At 52.2% G+C, this 18,424-nt stretch carries 22 protein-coding genes and 1 tRNA gene; 10 read left to right on the top strand and 13 right to left on the bottom strand.

Features of this window, described 5'->3' with window-relative positions:
* Both NTZ04_02180 and NTZ04_02175 read left to right on the top strand, forming a co-directional pair.
* A partial coding sequence (locus NTZ04_02180) for a hypothetical protein (protein MCX5991130.1) occupies window positions 1-474 on the top strand: 474 nt, incomplete at its 5' end.
* 59 nt (window positions 475-533) lie between these two features.
* Window positions 534-1,076 carry a hypothetical protein gene (locus tag NTZ04_02175; protein MCX5991129.1) on the top strand — a complete coding sequence of 181 codons (543 nt, stop codon included), beginning with the start codon at window positions 534-536 and terminating at the stop codon, window positions 1,074-1,076.
* 44 nt (window positions 1,077-1,120) lie between these two features.
* On the opposite strand, the gene NTZ04_02170 is transcribed toward NTZ04_02175, so the two are convergent.
* Both NTZ04_02170 and NTZ04_02165 read right to left on the bottom strand, forming a co-directional pair.
* Window positions 1,121-1,432, bottom strand: a complete 312-nt coding sequence (locus NTZ04_02170; GenBank protein ID MCX5991128.1) for a hypothetical protein — start codon at window positions 1,430-1,432, stop codon at window positions 1,121-1,123.
* 36 nt (window positions 1,433-1,468) lie between these two features.
* Window positions 1,469-2,116 (bottom strand): hypothetical protein, encoded by a 648-nt coding sequence (locus NTZ04_02165; protein ID MCX5991127.1) that lies wholly within the window; start codon window positions 2,114-2,116, stop codon window positions 1,469-1,471.
* Window positions 2,117-2,797: 681 nt separating this feature from the next.
* Here NTZ04_02165 and NTZ04_02160 point away from each other — a divergent pair.
* Both NTZ04_02160 and NTZ04_02155 read left to right on the top strand, forming a co-directional pair.
* Window positions 2,798-3,184: a hypothetical protein gene (locus NTZ04_02160; protein MCX5991126.1), complete on the top strand. Its 387-nt coding sequence runs from the start codon at window positions 2,798-2,800 to the stop codon at window positions 3,182-3,184.
* 120 nt (window positions 3,185-3,304) lie between these two features.
* A complete protein-coding gene (locus tag NTZ04_02155; GenBank protein MCX5991125.1) occupies window positions 3,305-4,003 on the top strand; it encodes a nuclear transport factor 2 family protein in 699 nt (232 codons plus the stop codon).
* Between the two features lie 319 nt (window positions 4,004-4,322).
* Here the strand turns inward: NTZ04_02155 and NTZ04_02150 are convergent.
* From NTZ04_02150 to NTZ04_02110, 9 genes are all read right to left on the bottom strand, one after another.
* Window positions 4,323-4,395, bottom strand: a tRNA-Glu gene (locus NTZ04_02150).
* Between the two features lie 72 nt (window positions 4,396-4,467).
* Complete coding sequence (gene argC / locus NTZ04_02145; GenBank protein ID MCX5991124.1) at window positions 4,468-5,508, bottom strand: N-acetyl-gamma-glutamyl-phosphate reductase; 1,041 nt, start codon at window positions 5,506-5,508, stop codon at window positions 4,468-4,470.
* Between the two features lie 90 nt (window positions 5,509-5,598).
* Entirely contained in the window at window positions 5,599-6,252 is a 654-nt protein-coding gene (locus NTZ04_02140; GenBank protein MCX5991123.1) for an endonuclease III, read from the bottom strand.
* 154 nt (window positions 6,253-6,406) lie between these two features.
* Window positions 6,407-6,550 (bottom strand): hypothetical protein, encoded by a 144-nt coding sequence (locus tag NTZ04_02135; GenBank protein MCX5991122.1) that lies wholly within the window; start codon window positions 6,548-6,550, stop codon window positions 6,407-6,409.
* Between the two features lie 18 nt (window positions 6,551-6,568).
* A complete protein-coding gene (locus NTZ04_02130; protein ID MCX5991121.1) occupies window positions 6,569-6,688 on the bottom strand; it encodes a hypothetical protein in 120 nt (39 codons plus the stop codon).
* Window positions 6,689-6,723: 35 nt separating this feature from the next.
* Window positions 6,724-7,368: a DUF6125 family protein gene (locus NTZ04_02125; protein ID MCX5991120.1), complete on the bottom strand. Its 645-nt coding sequence runs from the start codon at window positions 7,366-7,368 to the stop codon at window positions 6,724-6,726.
* Between the two features lie 238 nt (window positions 7,369-7,606).
* Entirely contained in the window at window positions 7,607-8,122 is a 516-nt protein-coding gene (locus tag NTZ04_02120) for a flavodoxin domain-containing protein (GenBank protein MCX5991119.1), read from the bottom strand.
* Window positions 8,123-8,137: 15 nt separating this feature from the next.
* Window positions 8,138-8,902, bottom strand: coding sequence for a hypothetical protein (locus NTZ04_02115; protein ID MCX5991118.1), 765 nt, complete (start codon window positions 8,900-8,902; stop codon window positions 8,138-8,140).
* A gap of 133 nt (window positions 8,903-9,035) precedes the next feature.
* Window positions 9,036-10,136 (bottom strand): hypothetical protein, encoded by a 1,101-nt coding sequence (locus NTZ04_02110; GenBank protein MCX5991117.1) that lies wholly within the window; start codon window positions 10,134-10,136, stop codon window positions 9,036-9,038.
* Between the two features lie 208 nt (window positions 10,137-10,344).
* Here NTZ04_02110 and NTZ04_02105 point away from each other — a divergent pair, with 208 nt between their 5' ends.
* The 3 genes from NTZ04_02105 to queD all read left to right on the top strand — a co-directional run bounded on the left by NTZ04_02105 (window position 10,345) and on the right by queD (window position 13,607).
* Window positions 10,345-11,754 carry a CoA-binding protein gene (locus NTZ04_02105; protein ID MCX5991116.1) on the top strand — a complete coding sequence of 470 codons (1,410 nt, stop codon included), beginning with the start codon at window positions 10,345-10,347 and terminating at the stop codon, window positions 11,752-11,754.
* A 118-nt stretch (window positions 11,755-11,872) separates the two neighbouring features.
* Window positions 11,873-13,237, top strand: a complete 1,365-nt coding sequence (folP, locus tag NTZ04_02100; protein ID MCX5991115.1) for a dihydropteroate synthase — start codon at window positions 11,873-11,875, stop codon at window positions 13,235-13,237.
* Window positions 13,230-13,607: a 6-carboxytetrahydropterin synthase QueD gene (gene queD / locus NTZ04_02095; protein MCX5991114.1), complete on the top strand. Its 378-nt coding sequence runs from the start codon at window positions 13,230-13,232 to the stop codon at window positions 13,605-13,607. The genes folP and queD overlap by 8 nt, the downstream gene beginning before the upstream one ends.
* Window positions 13,608-13,610: 3 nt before the next feature.
* Here the strand turns inward: queD and NTZ04_02090 are convergent, their stop codons facing one another.
* The gene (locus NTZ04_02090; protein ID MCX5991113.1) at window positions 13,611-13,796 is read right to left on the bottom strand and encodes a methytransferase partner Trm112; all 186 of its coding nucleotides are present in this window, start codon (window positions 13,794-13,796) and stop codon (window positions 13,611-13,613) included.
* A 127-nt stretch (window positions 13,797-13,923) separates the two neighbouring features.
* On the opposite strand from NTZ04_02090, the gene NTZ04_02085 reads away from it, so the two are divergent.
* From NTZ04_02085 to NTZ04_02075, 3 genes are all read left to right on the top strand, one after another.
* Window positions 13,924-14,442: a gamma carbonic anhydrase family protein gene (locus NTZ04_02085; protein MCX5991112.1), complete on the top strand. Its 519-nt coding sequence runs from the start codon at window positions 13,924-13,926 to the stop codon at window positions 14,440-14,442.
* Window positions 14,443-14,724: 282 nt separating this feature from the next.
* A complete protein-coding gene (locus NTZ04_02080; GenBank protein MCX5991111.1) occupies window positions 14,725-15,435 on the top strand; it encodes a DUF3800 domain-containing protein in 711 nt (236 codons plus the stop codon).
* Window positions 15,432-15,959: a hypothetical protein gene (locus NTZ04_02075; protein MCX5991110.1), complete on the top strand. Its 528-nt coding sequence runs from the start codon at window positions 15,432-15,434 to the stop codon at window positions 15,957-15,959. Before NTZ04_02080 ends, NTZ04_02075 begins: the two co-directional genes overlap by 4 nt.
* 246 nt (window positions 15,960-16,205) lie before the next feature.
* Here the strand turns inward: NTZ04_02075 and NTZ04_02070 are convergent, their stop codons facing one another.
* Window positions 16,206-18,209, bottom strand: a complete 2,004-nt coding sequence (locus NTZ04_02070) for an FAD-dependent oxidoreductase (protein MCX5991109.1) — start codon at window positions 18,207-18,209, stop codon at window positions 16,206-16,208.
* Window positions 18,210-18,424: the final 215 nt, after the last annotated feature.

Below are 18,424 nucleotides of genomic sequence, written 5' to 3'. Positions count from 1 at the left end.
GTTGGCAGTGGAAGCATCAACCCCAATAGCGGTGTCTATGATGCTGGAACAGTGGTGACTCTCACTCCTGTGGCAGTATTTCCCTATGTCTTGGACCATTGGAGTGGGACTGATAACGACACAATAAATCCAACAACCGTGACCATGAATGCCGACACTTCGGTGACAGCCCACTTCAGACTGCTAAGTCCAGGGCTTCCAAATACCGCCAATCGTCCGAGTGTGTGCGTTAGTGTAGCTATTCCCATACATCTGGAGGCAGGCCAGTGGCTGCAGGCGCAGTTCACATCATCGCATGCCGATCCTGTAAACGCCACAGACCCCAATGGTACGTTGTTAAAGGATCTTGGCATAGTGACAGTCACCAACTTCACTCTACAGGCTCAGATAACTGGTACTTACTATGTCAATTGCACCAACAATGACATGATAATGTGCTCTGGCATTACTTTGACCTACACCATATACTCATAATCCAAGCTGAGGTTGGGTGGTATAGTGTCGCACAAGAAAAGCATGAACGGGAGGCAATAATGGAGCAACGAACTCCTGACGATATTGACAAGAACAACAATGGTAATACAGGAACAGAAAAATCCCCACTCACGGTGAGTGATTGGGTGACTTTTCTGAGCAACGAAAAACAGGGCAACATCAGCAATTTTATGGGTTTCATGGCGGTAGTATTGGCTTTAATTGGCATGACCTTAGTAATTCAGACCACGAGGTGGGAGAAAATCTCGGGCTTCGTTGCCATCGTGATTTTAGTCTGCGTATCCTTCAAGGTAGGCATGCCTCTTCATACAAAATCCACCCGAGCAGAGAAGATACTTGATGATATCATGTCAGGGAACCTAACGGAACCAGAGAAAATACAGAAGCGATGGAAGCGATCAAGTTGTGGAGAACTGACGAAGGAGCATGAAGGCAAGTACTGGCAGCGTGGGGCATTCTTGGCTGGCGCATTCTGGTTTGCTGGCTGGCTCTTCACAATAGCCTTTGCCAATCTGGTTTGGTCGAAGATCATACTTGGATTGGTGGTCTGGCCGTACTACCTGGGTAAGGCAGTAGGATAGAACGCCTCGACCGAATCTATACTGAAGTAGCACCTTGTAGAACTTCAGGGTGTAAGCAGACTCTTGACGCTCAGCCAATCCTGTTCGTTCTCCAGCATATCTCTCAGGCGGGATAGCTCATCACCAGCTCTATCGACTTCTGCATCAACGCCTTTGACGAGATGCACACCCAGCTTGAATGGCATGAATGCTATCAGCCGTCCCTGCGTGCCTGTCATCCTGCCCCACCTCCCCACTCCACCCACCACCTGCTCCTGCCTGGGGGCAGTCGCCCCTTCCACCAGGAACGGGAGAACGTCCCCTCTCCACCCCACCAGCACCTTGTATAACTTCAGTTCAATTCCCCTAGTGCTCATTTGGCTCGGGCGATGATAATACCAGTGTGCTGCAAATCAGAACAGCAAAGATAGTGGTTTTCGTGAGCCCCACAGGGCTTCATCTATTATCTTCAGTTTGCCCTTTCTGTATTGCTCGGCTAACTCAGACAAGACCTCATCGTAGTTTGTGACGAAATCTTGTATCACTTGCATGAAGCAGTAGTAAGCAAACACGGAGAAGCTATCAACGCTGCTGCCTCCAGACCTATCAGCCAGTTCAGATATGACAGCTTTCCTAATTCGGTTATCCCACAAAGGAAAGAAATCTGGGCAGATAAGGTGCAGAACCTTTGCGACTGCAATCGGACTTTGAACGGCGTCCTCCAGGTATTCGTAGCATCGAACAGTATCTGGGGATGAATGAATTAGGGAAATATTTTGGAGCTGCATCGCCTCAAAACCCTTGAACTTCTCATGAATAGCTCGAATCTGTATTGCCAGACAGCCTTGCCAACCCTTGAACTCATCCCGATTAAGAACTCGTCCCATCCTTCCCCATCTGTACAAGAAGGGCTGTACGACCTCTCTGATCTCTTCTTCAGTAATCTGCCCCAAGTTTAGGCGAGCCATATCTTCCAAGCACTCTGTATAGATAGAAGAGCCAGCATACTTCAGTTCAAATCGGTCTACATATTCCCTGATTAGCTGCTCTTCACCTACCACGGTTCCTCCTTGCCTCCCAAGTGCGTATGGATGTCCGACCTGCCAGCACAAGCGAATTTTATCTATATCGAACGTTTTGTGCAAGACTGTAAGGCTACCGTTGGCAGTTCAGGTGTATCAGGAGCCACAAATACACTGGATTCTGGCAGTTGCACCTTGTAGGGCTTCAGGCTGTCCGAGATAGTTTTGTGGTATAATATCTCCGTGGTGATTTTCCTATGAGAATTACTTCTAGGTGTACTTGAGGGTAAATGGCTGCCAAAAGTGTTGTCCACCAAGCCCACCACTGGATGATAGACACTCTAACGACAAACGGCTTATATCATGCTACGTGCAAGACCTGCGGCGCAGAAAAGGATTTTCCCAGGGAGGATCCTCGCTTCAGATTTCGTATATATAGAAAGCCAGTTGTACCATCAGCCATAGAACCACCTGGCTTGAGTGGCACTTCTGCACATGTCTGAACACGATAGCTACGTCTGAGTCAGGCTTATCCTAAATCCCTTTGCAGTGTCACTGCAGGAATCCCTGGACAAGCCTTAACCTCCACCATCACCCGGCAGTACCTTGTAGGACTTCAGGCTGTTCCCTTGCGTGAGGTTGACACTCGCCGCTCTCCGGTGCTATTATCCGAGAAGATCGTCTAGCCGCCAAAGGCGACAGGGTAGTGTAGGAGGGTCAATGAGCAGACGCATGCTTGCCCTTGCGCTCATTGCTGTCTTCACAGCAGTTCTGGTAGGGGGGTGCTCCGACAGTGAGGAAGCGACTATGAAGTACACCATAGAGGACTACTACTCTGCTTACAATGCCGAGGACTGGGACGTCTGTCTGGGCCACATTTATGATGCGAACAACGTAGGTGCAAGCGTGATACAATCCGCTCTCGAAGAGTCCAGAGCGGCAATGGGGAAGGTGACTGTAGATAGCGTAGAGAACATCAGTATCAGTGGTTTGTCAGCCACTGCCGATGTCACATTCTCGTGGGCTGGCGACACGGGGGGTGAGACGCAGGAGTGGACCCTTGTGAAGAAGGATGGTCTCTGGAAAATCTCCTATCCGAGTGGTTAGCCCACAGTGCAACTTCAGCCCCAGATGGTCATAGGGGGCTGAGGTTGACAGCCTCTGGTGGCTGGGTGGTATTATCCTAGTCGAGCCATTTCAAATGGTTATCATCAAGGGAGGATTCAAATGAAACGCCTTCTAGTTCTTACTGTACTCCTTCTAGGTATAGCAGTGGTTTTTGTAGGGTGTGGGGCTAAGAGCGATTCTGCTGCAGTGGAGGACACGATAAGAGGGTACATTTCTGCGTACAATTCTGGAGACTATGAGAAATGCGTGAGCTATATCGATAACCTCAGTGAAGAGGAAAGAAGTGCCATTGTGTCTGGGCTAGAACAGAGCGGGGGATCGTCTGGGGAAATGACGATAGAGAGCATTGACAACATAACTATCAGTGACTCAATAGCAACAGCCACTGTGAAGATGACCTGGGCAGGTGATACAGAGACGTCCGAAATAAGCTTGGTCAAGAAGGATGGGGAATGGAAACTCAGTACGGAAGATGTCGGGCCTGCCAATAACCTGCAGGCAGCCAATGCCGAGATGTACAAGGCCGAGACCGCAGTCACTGCATGTATGGCCGAAGCTAATAAATCGACGCTCACGCTGCATGCTGCTTGGAATGGCACTGCAGGCAAGGTAACAGCTACGGCCGACGACTTGTCGACAATAGATGCGGCCAACTTTATAGACGATGCGTTCTGGGCTACTTACACGTTCGATGTGGAGGGCACGCTTGTGAGCGCTAACCTAACCCCATCTCCAGGCAATACGGCTTGGACTGGTATTAAGTGGGATCCCGCTACCCTCAGTTGGGTGGAGGACTAAATAGGAGTCACCTGAACCCAGGAATAGTGGAATCCAAGACGAAGTCTCAATAGGGTGGGCAGCGATGTCCACCCTTCTTGTATATCGTGCAGGCCCACCCACCATCGCCTTGTAGAACTTCAGACTGTCCTCATGCTCCCGTCACCGCCTCCTTATCCACACTCCTGTCCTCTCGCCATAGACACATTGCTGACAGGTGTCGCCCTTCTGCCCACCAAACAGGGGCCGAGCGCATAGTTGCTGTCCCTTTGGTGCTTTGGTTCTCGGCTTGATCACTGGCATCTTCACAACGTCAGAAGTGATCAAGGGAATTATAGAATGCCCCCAAGGGAATTCGAATCCCTGTTTTCGGCTTGAAAGGCCAACGTCCTAGGCCACTAGACGATGAGGGCACTAACATGAAGAGTATATAATGGCCCAGGGGCAAATAACAAGCAGAACAAGGGATAAGGGGCAGGAATGATTTATGGATAGACGGGCAGAGCCTCCAGCCCCATAGTCTCAGGGAAGCCGAGCATCAGATTCATATTCTGAATTGCCTGCCCGGCGCCTCCCTTGATCAGATTGTCAAGACAGCCAATGGCTATCAGCCTGTTTGTCCTCAGGTCTATGGTCGGATAGACGAGGCAGAGGTTGCTTCCCCAGGCTTGCTTGGTCTGGGGTGGGGCATCCACAACCTTCACAAAGGGCTCACCTTTGTAGAAGTCCCGATAAATCTGTTTCAGATCGGCTATCCCCTGCTGGGTGCTGGCAATCTTCCCCTCCACCAGGCGAGCATAGCAGGAACTGAGGATACCCCGTGTCATGGGGACCAGATGGGGGAGGAAGGTTACCGACAACGGACTATCCGGATGGAGAGCCGTCAGTTCCTGGACGATTTCAGGCAGGTGGCGGTGCCCATCCAGGGAATAGGCGAGTACATTCTCGTTAGCCTCGGCATAGTGTGTTCCCAGGCTGAGGGCTCTGCCTGCTCCGGATATACCGGATTTGCTGTCCACGATAATGTCAGGGTGGATAATGCCTGCTTTGACTGCCGGAGCCAGGGCAAGGATGGCGCTCGTCGGGTAACAGCCGGGATTGGCCACCAGAGAGGCCCGGGCAATCTCGGACCGGTGAATCTCAGTGAGTCCATAGCCTGCCTTCGGCAGCAGTTCCGGGGCAGGATGGGCGAAATCGTACCATCGCGGGTACTCTCCGGCATCCTTCAGCCGAAAGTCGGCACTGAGGTCAATGGCTTTGATGCCCTTCTTAAATAGGGATGCGACGGCTTCTGCGCTTGCCTTGTGGGGTAGAGCCGAGAAAACCAGATCGGCCTCCCTGGGCTCTGTCTCAATAGTGAGGTCAATATCAGAGAGATGGGGCATGACCTTTCCCAGCTTCTTCCCTGCTTCACTCCGGCCGGTCACGGAGACAAGCTGCACTCCGGGGTGGCAGTAGAGCAAGCGGGCTACCTCTGCTCCGATGTAGCCGGTAATGTTGATAATGGCTATTTTGAATGTCTTCATTTCAATCTCACTATATCCTTTATCGTTTATCTAAAGCTGTGCTGGAAGATTTTACTGCCTGCCCTCTGATAAGGCAACTCCGAGGAGTGGTTATTCATGGGCTTCCGTAGCACTGGGACAGAGCCCCCGCAAGATGCAGAGCTGACAGCGGGGTCGCCGGGCTTTGCATATCTTCCGGCCATGCTCCACCATGTGAAGGTGAAACTCGTAAACCTTCTCTGGTGGGACCAGTTTTTCCAGTATCTCATGGGCCCGCTCGACGGAGACTCTGGAATCGATCAATCCTAACCTCCTGGCTACCCGGAAGACATGGGTATCTACAGGCAGGGCAGGTTTGCCCAGGGAGAAGAGGAGTACACAGGCGGCCGTTTTTGGCCCTACTCCGGGCAGCTTCCTCAGCCAGGCTTTGGCCTCAGCTATATCGAGTTCATCGAGGAAGCTCAGGTCAAGGTGCCCCTGCCTCTCTTGAATCTCGTGGAGGATGAGCTTTATCCGCCTAGCTTTGATTTCGGCGAGACCACCTGCCTTTATAGACCGGGCTATTTCATTGGTATTGGCGACAGCTACTGCTTCCCAGTTGCCGAAGGTGGCCACAAGGGAATCGAAGGCCCGGTGCGAATTTACATCCGATGTGTTCTGGGAAAGCACGGTGGCCACCAGCGTGGAGGTCGGTTCCCGGTCCGGCTTACAGCGGCGCGGCCCATACTCCTTTTTCAATAAGCGGATGATTTCCTCAATCCTCACCGCAGCTCCTTTGTCAGAGCGAGGGCACAAAATAGTTACAGGTAGATATTTGAAAACGTATGCACCGAAAACAGTTGCACATCCACAGCCGTTTTCGGTGCTGGTATCAGAGCCTATGCCAAGGCTGCACTAAAGTATGAAGTGCCCTTACTGCCTAGTCTGAGGAGGGCAGTGGTCTTGGTTGCTGTTCTGCCATGTCCTTGGCGCAGCAGACAACTGCCCCAGCGCCCTGCTTGGTGCACAGAACTTCGGTATTGCAGACTTCGCAGCGATATCTCTTGCCTAAAGTATTGGCCATTTCAGTCTTTGACCTCCCCTATTTCTTCAACTCCATGGGCTGCCCGCAGCAGTGGATGGTGCCGTTACCACCGCGGGTAACGATGAACTCCGAGCCGCACTTAGCGCAGAAGTACCTCTTGCCTATCTGGTTTGCCATTGCCCAGCTCCTTTTCTAGAATTTCCGCCTGTATCCTACTCTTCGAGCCTGAAGTCCCACTGACAGGCGATATCATTTGGACTCTTGCGAGGTGGCAGTTTCAAAGGCGTTACCTTTATTTTGCGATTGACCAGGTATCTCTCGATAATCTTCTTTTCGTTGATATGGCAGACATGCTTTATTCTCTGTGGCTCTTTAGCCTCAAAATACTCCAGTGAGCGGCACCTGGGTATGGTCCAGATGACGTGGTTCGGGCTGATGATCTTAGCCTCGGCAGGGAACAATCCGCCGGTGGTGTTATCCAGGGGTAGCTGGAGACACTTCAGGGAATCGAGCACCGTGTTGAGCTGAATATTGGCTACCTTGGGGAATCTCGGATTGACGCGCTCCCCGATGGTCTCCCAGGCCTGTGTCTCACACTCGTTAGCTGCATCAACGCCCCACCTTTGCTTGACTGAGTTATACCAGGCTTCCGTCATGTGAAGCCAGCCGTACTGCCATATGAGCATTAGCTTCAACAGGAATTCCTTGGAGAAGTCATCAAAGCTCAAACCAGGCTGGAACGGGCCGCTGTAATCATCCATCTCCTTCTTTGGCGCAGGTGCTTTCTTTGCCGGGGTCTCTTTCACTGCCTTTGCCTTTGGTGCTGCGGCCTTCTTTTTTGGCGTCTCTTTTACCATCTCAAACCATCCTTTCCATTCTCAGTGTAATGCCAGTAGCATTCTGCCGCCCCAGTCACGTAGCCGTTTCCCCAAGTGGCGGTTACCCTGGCGGACTGATGCTTAATTATTCCAAGTGCGTCATTCGATTGTCAAGTAAAGCTGGTTTGCTGCGGGAGTGATTAGAGGTGACTGCATCGGCGCTGCTCGTCTGGAATACAGCTGACACAAGACGGCACGAAATCGTGTAATAGTACGACTACACTCTGGCCAGTACTTCTCTGGCAAACTTCCTGGCCTGGCGCATATCTTCGGCGGTGGGGCGCCGGGCAATATCCTTCATCATCTCTTCCCACTCGGCATCGGAAGCCTTGCGGGCCTCCTTAACGTAGGGTTGAATTTCAGGTGCCAGGCAGCCCTGGCAATCGTAGCATCCCAGAAAAGCGAAGCCCTTATCCTTGCTGGAAGCCTCGAAGGACTTGAGGCATTGCTCGAATTCGCGCTTGTCAGGGCTGGAATGCGTGATGAAGGCTGCCACCTTGAATCCGGGTGACTGAGGCAATTCGCCCAGGAATTTCTTCACCGGCGCTGCCAGGTTGCCTGCATGCGTTGGTGAGCCCACGAAGATCAGGTCATGCAGATTGAGACTCTCTTGCTTTACCTCATCTACCTTCTGCAGATATGACTCGTGACACTTTGATGCCTCCTGGTGTATTGCTTTGGCGAGCTTCTCCGTGTTTCCGGTCATGGTGTAGTAGGTCACCAGAACTTTCATTGCCCTTTTCCCCCTTCAGCCCAGAACGAATAGAGGTAGTTGACGGCCTTCGGCGCGTTCCTCATCTCTTAATCTTTTGACGAATAGCTTACATTGCTTGGACAAGGCGTTCAGCCGTCTTGTCGGAAAAGCTGGCGAGTTGGCGAAGGAATATGACAAGGCCCATAGTTCTTCGTTCCTCTTGAGAAAGCCGCTTAGCTCGCGCACTTGCGCTTTACCTAGGATGGACTTCACCTTATTGACCAGCTTTTTCTTTTTCTGTGGGCCGAAGTGCTCCCACAGGCTGCCTACCATATCCTGTGTAATCTCATCACTCTTGAAGTGAGGTTTGTTCTGCGTAGCGAAGGCGACGAGTGTTTGAATTACGTGAGGTGCTACTTCTGAGTCAGAGGAATCCTCGTCGAAGGGGAAATAGCCCATCGGAATCTTATTTCGGTCTATAGCTATTCCCTTCGACAATGCGGCAGTAATTTTTGGCACGGAAAAACTGTTACTAGCTAGTCTTAGGAGGTTAGGCGCCACCTCCAGTACTGGAAAGGAAGCTGATAGGGCATTGAGCTGCGAAGCAATATCGTCGGTCGATTCAGAAAAACACAAGTATGAAATATCTACACTAGGGCTATGCCCTCCTACAACGTCAGCATGCAGTTTTGACACAACGTCGTGTGGCTTGACCCTCTTGTATCTTTGAGCTTGGTCATTCTCAATGTTGTTGCCACCCTTGCTTTCTATTAAGATGCAATTGTTTTGGACGCTTGATGCTATGACCAAGTCAGGCACAAGCGACTCTCCAGTACTGCAAGTAAACGGATATTCAATCCACTTTACGCCGTAAGCCATATCATAAAAGTAGTGTGGCCACTTTGAATCAGACCTACACATAGCGATGATGGCATTCAAAAGAATAAGATTCTTAGAAGAGTTGCTCATGCGGGCCCCCAGAGATTGATGCCATAGAATCATAGTGCTGCTGAATGTTAGTGTAGAAACGGGCTATAGTATTACCGCAAGTGCCTGGCGGTAGGTAGATTCTTACGAAGTCCCTCGTGATCTCGAAAGTCAATTTGTGACCTACGTGCAAGTCCACGGCATAAACTCTAGCGAAGTCATTTTCTTGGACCTCCGACAACCCCCAAAGCCTAAATGGCATATTGGATGAAAACACCTTTGAGACGAAGCTTCGAATGTCACGCAGTCTTCTAGTGAGATTTATGATGATCGGATGCCCATCTAGTGTTGGTAAGCCTTCTTGGGGTACAAAGCGAATTGGCAAGGAATCCTCAATCATTCTGATGGTTTGTGCATAATCTAGATATAGCTTTGATATCAAGTTTGTGTGACTGCTAAAAGACCTCCCCAAAGCAGTTGCCTTGCCTTCGTGTGTAAAGTTGTCGATAATTGCTTCCTCGTCAAGGTTGGGAAGCCAGTACTTCACCCTGACACTGGAGAGGGCTAGGGAGTGGCTGAAAACATTTGAGTTGCGTAGTGCCTCTAGTACGACACCAGCGTTACCACCCCATAATCGCAAATGCATAGTTTCGACTTCGCTACCTTCTTTATCAGCTGCAAACGGGGTCTCATCGTGAACTGCTCCAAATCCTCGGAAATGACCAAGTTTGGTTAGTTTCTCAAGAAACTGTGTTGGCAGCCACGCGCTGTCTAGAAAAGGGGACATTCTTATGAGGTCACCCCGCAACTTATCTGCCCTAGCCGACAATGCTAGTGTATGCATTACCCAGAATCTTGGATCAGACACGTCTAAGTAGTAGGTATCTTTGCCATGGACTATGTTAAATAGGGTTTCATCGTTGGACTCGAAAATATGAATATGGGCGGGTCCTGCCAGTCTCTTAAGAAAGGCTAAGGTCTCGTCGTGCAGAGAATTATTCTCTGCTGAGATGATGTGAGCTTCAATCAAGTATGACTTCAAGAGGCCGGTATCTGGCCCTAGCTTCTGCTCAGCACGGTACCTGTCATACGATGAATGCATGGCATCGGACAAGTAGCTTGCCATTTGTGTCTTGCTTGTTGCTATCACGGCTCTCAACCTGCCTATTATTCGTAACGATGCAATATGAAGCCCGCTTGATTATGACTATCGCTAGTGCCACTGTCAACAATTCCTGTATGATGCTGGCGCACGTCGGATCTGAAGGCATTGAGCAATGATAATAACCTCCTCCAATTGACCAGCCTCTCGCTATCTGCCAGAATTTTGAGGTATGGAAGATATCGAATTCCTTTTTCATCCGAAGTCAATTGCCATTGTCGGCGCCTCCCCTCAGCCTTTCTCTGCTACCCATATCTACTTCTTTCACCCGCTGATGCAGTTTGGCTACGAAGGGAAACTCTACCCGGTGAATCCCAAAGCGAGCGAGGTTCTGGGACTGAAGGCCTATCCCAGCATCCTCGACATACCTGAGCCGGTGGACCACGTCATCTGTGCCATTCCAGCCTCACTGACACCGCAACTGATGCGGGATTGCGTGGCAGCCAGGATAAAGTCGGTCACTATCTTCACTGCTGGCTTTAGTGAGACGGGAGAGGAAGAGGGTGCCAGACTGGAAAAAGAAATCCTGGAGATCGCCCGTCAGGGGGGAGTGCGCATTATCGGGCCGAACTGCCTTGGACTGCACTGTCCCAGGGCAGGCGTGTCTCTGGATGGCAATATCCCCAGGATCAGCGGTCGCGTTGGCTTCATCTCTCAGAGCGGGGGCAATGCCAGGGAGCTGGTCGTTGCTGCAGCAGAGCGCCAGATATATTTCAGCAAAGGGGTTAGCTTTGGGAATGCCGTTGACCTGAATGAATCGGATTTCCTGGAGCACCTCATTTATGACAGGGACACGGAGATTATCGCTGCCTATATCGAGGGAATAAAGCAGCCGCGGAGGTTTTTCAAGGCGCTGAGGACAGCCACCCGGACGAAGCCGGTAATAATACTCAAAGGCGGTACCACCAAGGCCGGAACAGGAGCGGTGGCCTCTCATACGGGCGCTCTGGCCGGTAGCAAAGAAGTGTGGGACACGCTCTGCCGGCAGAGCGGGGTCGTACAGGTTTATCATTTCGAGGAGTTGCTGGACACCCTCATGGCGTTTACGCACATGAAGTCGCCTCGCGGCAGGAGGGTGGGCATCATTGGCATGGGTGGCGGGGCCAGTGTGCTGGCTGCTGATGAATGTGAGAACGCCGGGCTGGCCGTACCGGTTTTACCACCAGAGGTGAGGCAGGAGCTGTTGAAATTCACCCCGTCGGTAGGCGTTGGCCTGCGTAATCCGATCGACTCTTCAACCGGTGTCTATATGGACGCGGCTCTGGTCGCCAGGACAGTGAAGGTTGTGGCTGACTGGGACGGTATTGACCTCCTGTTTGTTGTGCTGCCGGCCATCCTTGCCGTCAAGATAGGGGGGCAACTTCTGAAAAACCATATCGGGGTCATTGCCGAGGCGGCCAAAAATATCAATAAGCCCATTGTCATTATCCTGCGCACGGGAGGCTTCGGCGAATCTGAGAGAGTGGCCCGGGAGGTGCAGGGGGACTGCATCAAGGCCGGATTCCCCGCATTTCTGTCAATTGATTCTGCTGCCAGGGCAGTGGTCTGTCTCATCTCCTATCACGAAAGACGAAACCTTTAGGTTGATAGCAGCTTGCTACAGAGTAGAGTCTGCCTTCTTCTTTTGTTTGGCGCATTGCTCTGCGGAGCATCGGGATGGTATAAAGTGAAAACCTTGCTGTATTAGGCGAAGCTGACGGATGGAAGAGATGCATAGGGTTGACCCGGGTATCACTCGCTGCGGGGGCAGGGAGTTCAGGTGGGGCGAGCGGACCTACATCATGGGGGTTATCAACGTTACGCCGGACTCCTTTTCTGGTGACGGGTTGGGGCGTGACATTGAGGCTGCGGTGGCACAGGGCAAGCGCTTTGCTGCCGAGGGGGCCGACATCCTGGATATCGGAGGGGAATCGACCCGGCCGAATGCGGCCCCGGTATCTGAAGACGAGGAGTTGAGTCGGGTGCTGCCGGTTATCGGGAGACTGGTCAGCGAGGTATCGCTGCCGCTGAGTATTGATACCCATAAATGGGAGGTAGCGCAGCAGGCCCTCTCGGCTGGAGCCCGGATGATAAACGATATCCGGGGATTAAGGCACGATCCCCGACTGGCCAAGCTGGCTGCAGAGTGGGGAGTACCTATTATCCTGATGAGCAATCAGCGTGGCCAGACCTGTGAAGATATTATGACTGAGGTCGTTGTGAGCTTGAAGGAGAGTATGACCCTGGCAATGGAGTGGGGCGTGGCCCGGGAAAACATCATTGTTGACCCTGGCGTGGGTTTTGGTAAAACACTGGAACAGAACCTGGAGATTGTATGCCGTCTCGATGAGCTGAAGTGCCTGGGGAGGCCTATTCTGATAGGGACTTCTCGCAAGTCGATGATCGGCCTGGTGCTTGACCTGCCGCCTGATCAGCGGCTTGAGGGCACAGCAGCTACGGTGGCTATCAGTATTGCCAATGGCGCGGATATGGTGCGGGTACACGATGTGGCTCAGATGGCGAGGGTATGCCGGATGAGCGATGCCATTGTGCGGGGAAAGATGTCAGCCAAAAGGCCGGGAAACGGTGCGGTAGAGGCATACCTCGGTTTGGGAGCCAATCTGGGGGACCGACAGAGCAACCTGTTAAGAGCGATAGACCTGCTGTCACAGAAGGTGCGGATAGAGAAGCGCTCTTCCCTGTACGAAACCGAGCCTGTTGGGTATGACCGGCAGCCCCGTTTTCTCAACGCCGTCTGCCTGGTGAGTACCTCTCTGTCTCCGGAGGAACTGCTCGCTGTGGCTAAGGATATTGAAGCCGCTCTGGACAGGAGGCCCGGTTTCCCTGACGCGCCCCGTCCTATAGATATTGATATTCTTTTCTATGGCGACAGGGTGATCGAATCCCCACAGCTCACTATACCTCATCCTCGCCTGGAGGAGCGGGCTTTTGTGCTCGTTCCCCTGGCTGAGATTGCCCCTGATCTGGTTCATCCGGTGAGCGGCAGGACGGTCAGGCAGATGCTGGGGGGTCTGGGGAAATTTGAGGGAGTGGTGAAATGGAATCAGGAGGCCAAGGATGTATGAGGTCGCTGTTGAACAGGAATTCGACGCTGCTCATTTCTTGAGGGGCTATCGGGGCAAATGCGAGAATATTCACGGCCACAGGTTCCGGGTGATGGCCAGAGTAAGGGCGAAGCAGACGGGTACAATTGGCATGGCGTATGATTTCACCAAGCTGAGACAGCAGTTGGGGGAGGTTGTCAGCAGGTTCGACCACACCTGCCTCAATGATATATTGCCCTTTGACAGTATTAACCCCTCTTCGGAAAACATCGCCTCAACAATCTTTGGTGAACTCAAGGCGATGCTAAAGGGAAAGGGTGTATCTCTCTACAGCATTCAGGTATGGGAGTCCCCGCACAGCAGTGTAACTTATTCCCCTGAAGGGGAGTAAATCCTACTTGTCCCTCAGGTCCGGTGGGAGGAGGTTGGGGATAGCATCCTCGATGGGATAGGTCTCCTTACACTTAGCACAGTAGAGCGAGCCGGTAATTATTTCCTTCGTATCCTCTTTCACGATGGTGAGTTGCAAATCTCCTTTGCATAGAGGACAGGCCAGGATATCCATCAATTCCCTCTTCACTTCGCTCGCCTCCCTTTCTTATATTCGGTCAGCATTAGATTACTGGAGCAGGTCAACTTAATCAAGTCAAGGTTGACCAGTGGTAGTAAACGCCTTATCATTCGTAAATGTCTCGGAGGTGTGAAGCATGATAAGAGCCCTGGGTGATAAGGTTCCCAGGATAGCTGAGTCTGCCTTTATCAGCGAGGGGGCTTATATCATCGGAGATGTGGTAATCGGGGAGAGGTGCGCCGCTTTCCCTGGGGCGGTAGTCAGGGGCGATTTTGGGCCTATAAGGATTGGTAACGATGTCATGATCGAGGACAACGTTGTTTTGCATGGTGCCCCGTCCGGGCTGGACATTGGCGATGGTGTGACGCTGGGGCATGCTGCGGTGGTTAACTCGCGAAGGATTGGGAGCAAGGTGCTGATCGGTATGAATGCCACCATCCTTCATGATTCGGAGATAGGCGACCGCTGTATTATTGCGGCTGGTGCGGTGGTGGGGCAGGGAATGAAGGTTCCTGATGGTTCTTTTGTCGCTGGTGTGCCAGGACGGATTGTGGGCAAAGCGACCAAAGAGCAACTGAAGTGGGTGGATCATGATCCAGCGCTATACTCCTGGTGGCTGGAGATACTGGAAGAATACAAAAAGGGGAAGCTGTAGGGGGCTATCCCCTATTCATATCACTGCATCTTGTTCGGCCTGCTGGTATAGGGTGCTTACCCTTGACCTCCTGACTGCCATGTATATTGCTCTGAGCGGTGTGGCATAAACACACGATAGGGGAACGAAAGTTGTCCAGCTATCATCCATCTGGAAAATCATTCGCCAGATCGTGAAATAGCTGCCTCTGCTGCTTTCCCCCATCCTACAACCCCTGTATAATTCATCAGCGTCATCATCCCCAATTTGTATGTGACGAACGGAGCAAAGACTATGGGTACTATGGATAGAGTCTACAACGTGTACTGTGATGAAAGTTGCCACCTCGAAAACGACCGACAGACCGTGATGATCCTCGGAGCTCTCTGGTGCCCGCTCGAGTCAACTCGCAGAGTATCGGCGTGCATCCGTGAGATCAAGGAACGCCACGGACTGTCTCCGTTTTTCGAAATCAAGTGGACCAAGGTCTCACCTGCCAAGAAGCCTCTTTATCTTGACTTGCTTGACTACTTCTTTGACGATGACGACCTACATTTCCGAGCGCTGATTGTACCGGATAAGACCAAGCTCAAACATGAACTCTATGGGCAGGATCATGACACTTGGTACTACAAGATGTACTTTGAGATGCTGAAGGGCATCTTCGATCCTCAAGCCTGCTACCGGCTGTATCTGGATATCAAGGATACCCGCAGTGCTGCGAAAATCGCCAAACTTCACAATGTGCTCTGCAACAATATCTATGATTTTAAGCGGGAGATCATCGAGCGAGTGCAGACAGTACGTTCCCATGAAGTGGAACCCCTACAACTCACTGATCTTCTAGCGGGAACAATATCGTATGCCAACCGTGGCTTGTCCAGCAATGCAGCCAAGGTGGCACTGGTCGAACAAATGAGAAAGCGGTCAGGCTACGACCTTACCAGAACTAACCTGCTGCGTGAAGATAAGGTTAATCTCTTTGTTTGGCAAGCAACCGAGAGGCAGGCGTGAACAAACCTCCTGACTGGCTGCCACCACCGCTCCGTTATAGCGATTTCAATGGGGATTGGGATCAGTTCTTGGCTGCTGTCTACAAAATCTTTGAACGTGACTTCAAGCTATCTAGGCCAGACTACGGCGGCTATCCAGTAGCCTACGATTCGAAATTGGAGGACGGCAAAGAGGCCGCATACTGGCATGTTGTCTCCCGAGATGATCCAACGACCAAAGACAGGGAGTTGAACTTGAGGAGATGTGAGCGTGTTGCTTGGGTCAATCCCATTATCGAACACTCTACCGACAAGGCTGTCTCAATGTGGAAGATTGAGCAGAAGAGGCCGAATAGAGGACGGCAGGTGCGGGTCAAGCTATGGCTCGAAGATCAAGACTACATAGTCATATTGACAGAGAGACCAAGAGGGGCTGTCCTAGTCACAGCCTTCTGTACGGATTTCGAGTCTGAACGTAGAAAGCTGAGAAAGGAGAGAGACGATTACTTAAAGACAAAACAAAAGCCGCCTTCTCAGGCGACTTAAGGACTCCTTCTACACCTGGTAGATGAGTTAGCTATAGTATAGGCTAGGCTTATTGATTTGTCAAATATTTTGTACTCGTATTTTGTACTCGTAGGTTAAGTTAAATCTTGGTTGGTTTTGATGCAATTTGCTTCTTGCTACGGAGCCTTTACCAACCATTAGTGAACTTAACCCGCCAAATAAGTGGCGGGGCTCATTTGCGGGGATCGTGAGCGCACAGGCCTACTCGGGGGGGTAATCCTCCCGCTATATCTTCCGCCCGATCAGAGCAGCTTCTTCGATGGCCTCGCAGGCAGTCCTTGCCTTGACGCAATCCCCGACCCGATAGACCTCAGGGACCGTGCCCTGAAGTGCGTCAAACAGACCTCCCTCGGATTTGGACCCTGTGGCAATAACTACGGTGTCTGCCCCGGACAGTTCCTCTTTGCCTTCGCGCTCATACACCACCCCCGCCTCTGTGATTCGGCGGGCAGTCGCCTTCGTAATGATCTTGACGTTGTGCAAGCGCAGCGCGAATTTCACCGAGGATCTGGTCGTGGGACCCATATCCTGCCCAATGCGCTCCAGCATCTCCAGTATGGTGACCTGCGGGCCTCTGCGTGTCATCTGGACAGCAGTCTCGGCGTCTAAAGCTCCACCCAAGGCCAGGAATACGGCAGATTCTGCTGACATGGGACCCTGCTTGGCGATGAACAGTGCTGTCTCCATACCCACCGCCCCGCCCCCGATCACCACCACCCGCTTCCCCAACGCGCTCTTCTCTTCCAGAACATCCCAGGCCCACACGACATTCCTGCCGTCAATCCCCGGAATATTGGGTACCAAGGGCCTGGCCCCGGTAGCCACAACCACCGCGTCAGGCGCTCGCTTCTTCACAGTAGCCACATCAATCTCTTTGCTCAACTCCACCTTGACTCCGACTCTGTAGAGTTCTCTGGAGAGATAGTTGACGGCGCTGGCAAGCTCACCTCGCCCGGGCGGTACGGCAGCCAGGTTTAACTGACCGCCGAGCTTGTGCGACTTCTCGAACAGAGTCACCTTGTGTCCCCTTTGGGCCAGCGTGCGGGCAGCCTCCATGCCGGCTGGCCCACCGCCAATGACGAACACCTTCTTGAGTTTTTCGGCACGGACGAGTGCGTACTCTCTTTCTCTTCCAGCGGCCGGGTTGAAGGTGCAGGAGATCTCTTTCATGGAGAAGACAGCATCAAGGCAGCGCTGGTCACAGGCAGTGCACTGTCGGATCTCGTCATAGCGTCCCTCGGCCGCCTTCTTGGGCCATTCAGGATCAGCCAAGAAAGGCCGGCCCATCCCTATCATGTCGGCCTGGTTGTTCATCAGGATCTGCTCGGCCAGGAAGGGATTGTTGATACGGTTGCAGGCGATCACCGGGACTTTGACTACTTGCTTGATTCCCTCGGCCAGATAAACATAAGCACCCCGGGGAACGTCCATGGAGACCAGTGGCAGAAAGGATTGATGCCATCCGGCGGTCACATTGACCAGATCGATGCCAGCTTCCTCGAGGGCCCTCACAATGGTCTTCATTTCCTCCTGCCGGTTGCCGCCCTTCATGAACTCATCACCGGAGGCGCGGTAGGAAATAGGGAAACCAGGGCCGACGCCCGCCCTTATCTTTTGGACCACTTCTATGGGAAACCTCATCCGCCTCTCAAAATCTCCGCCATACTCATCGCTGCGCGTGTTGGTCAGCGGCGAGAGGAATTGGTTCATCAGGTAACCGCCATTGCCCACGAGTTCCACCCCGTCGAAGCCGCCCTCTTTGGCTTGGCAGGCTCCTTCAGCGAAATGCTGAATAAGCAACTTGACCTCTGCCGATGTCATTTCGCGGGGCATTACTCCAGTGAGTGTGTTGCGGATTGCCGAGGGCGCTGCCGGCGGGCCGCCATCTGCGGTGGAAAAGCATGATGACCCCATGTTCATCAGTTGCGCAAAGACCCTGGCGCCGTGCTCGTGGATCACTCCGGTCAGCCTCCTGAGCCCGGGGATGAACCTGTCATCCTGCAGGGCCGGAATATGTGGCAGGTACACACAAAAGTCGTTGTACCCGCAGACAACATAGATCAGCCCTGCCCCGCCCTTTGCTCTCTCGATGTAGAAATCGACTATGCCGTCGGTGACCTGGCCATCCTCAGTAGCTCGTGCCAGTCCCATCGGGGACATGGCAATCCGGTTCTTGACCTGCACATTGGCGATTTTGATGGGCTCAAAAAGCTTCCTAAGTTCTCTCATTGTCCATGTCCATCCTTATTTTTACTTAATAGTGTATCACAGGATAGCCTGGGCGCATGATTTCACCTGCACCCTTGTGGATGTTCTACGATTATGACAGGGGTTAAGCGTTCAGGGAAAATGTCACCCTATGAAGGAGACGGTGACATTGAACAGGAAGGAACAGAAGAGGCTAATGGTCTTGAACAAGATGGGAGAGAGGTGGATGGGGGCCG

It is taken from the genome of Chloroflexota bacterium, assembly GCA_026389585.1.
In the GTDB taxonomy this organism is placed as follows: Bacteria; Chloroflexota; Dehalococcoidia; order UBA2247; family RBG-13-53-26; genus JAPLHP01.
The sequence above is the reverse complement of the archived record's forward strand: the minus strand, read 5'-3'. Positions and strand labels throughout refer to the sequence as shown.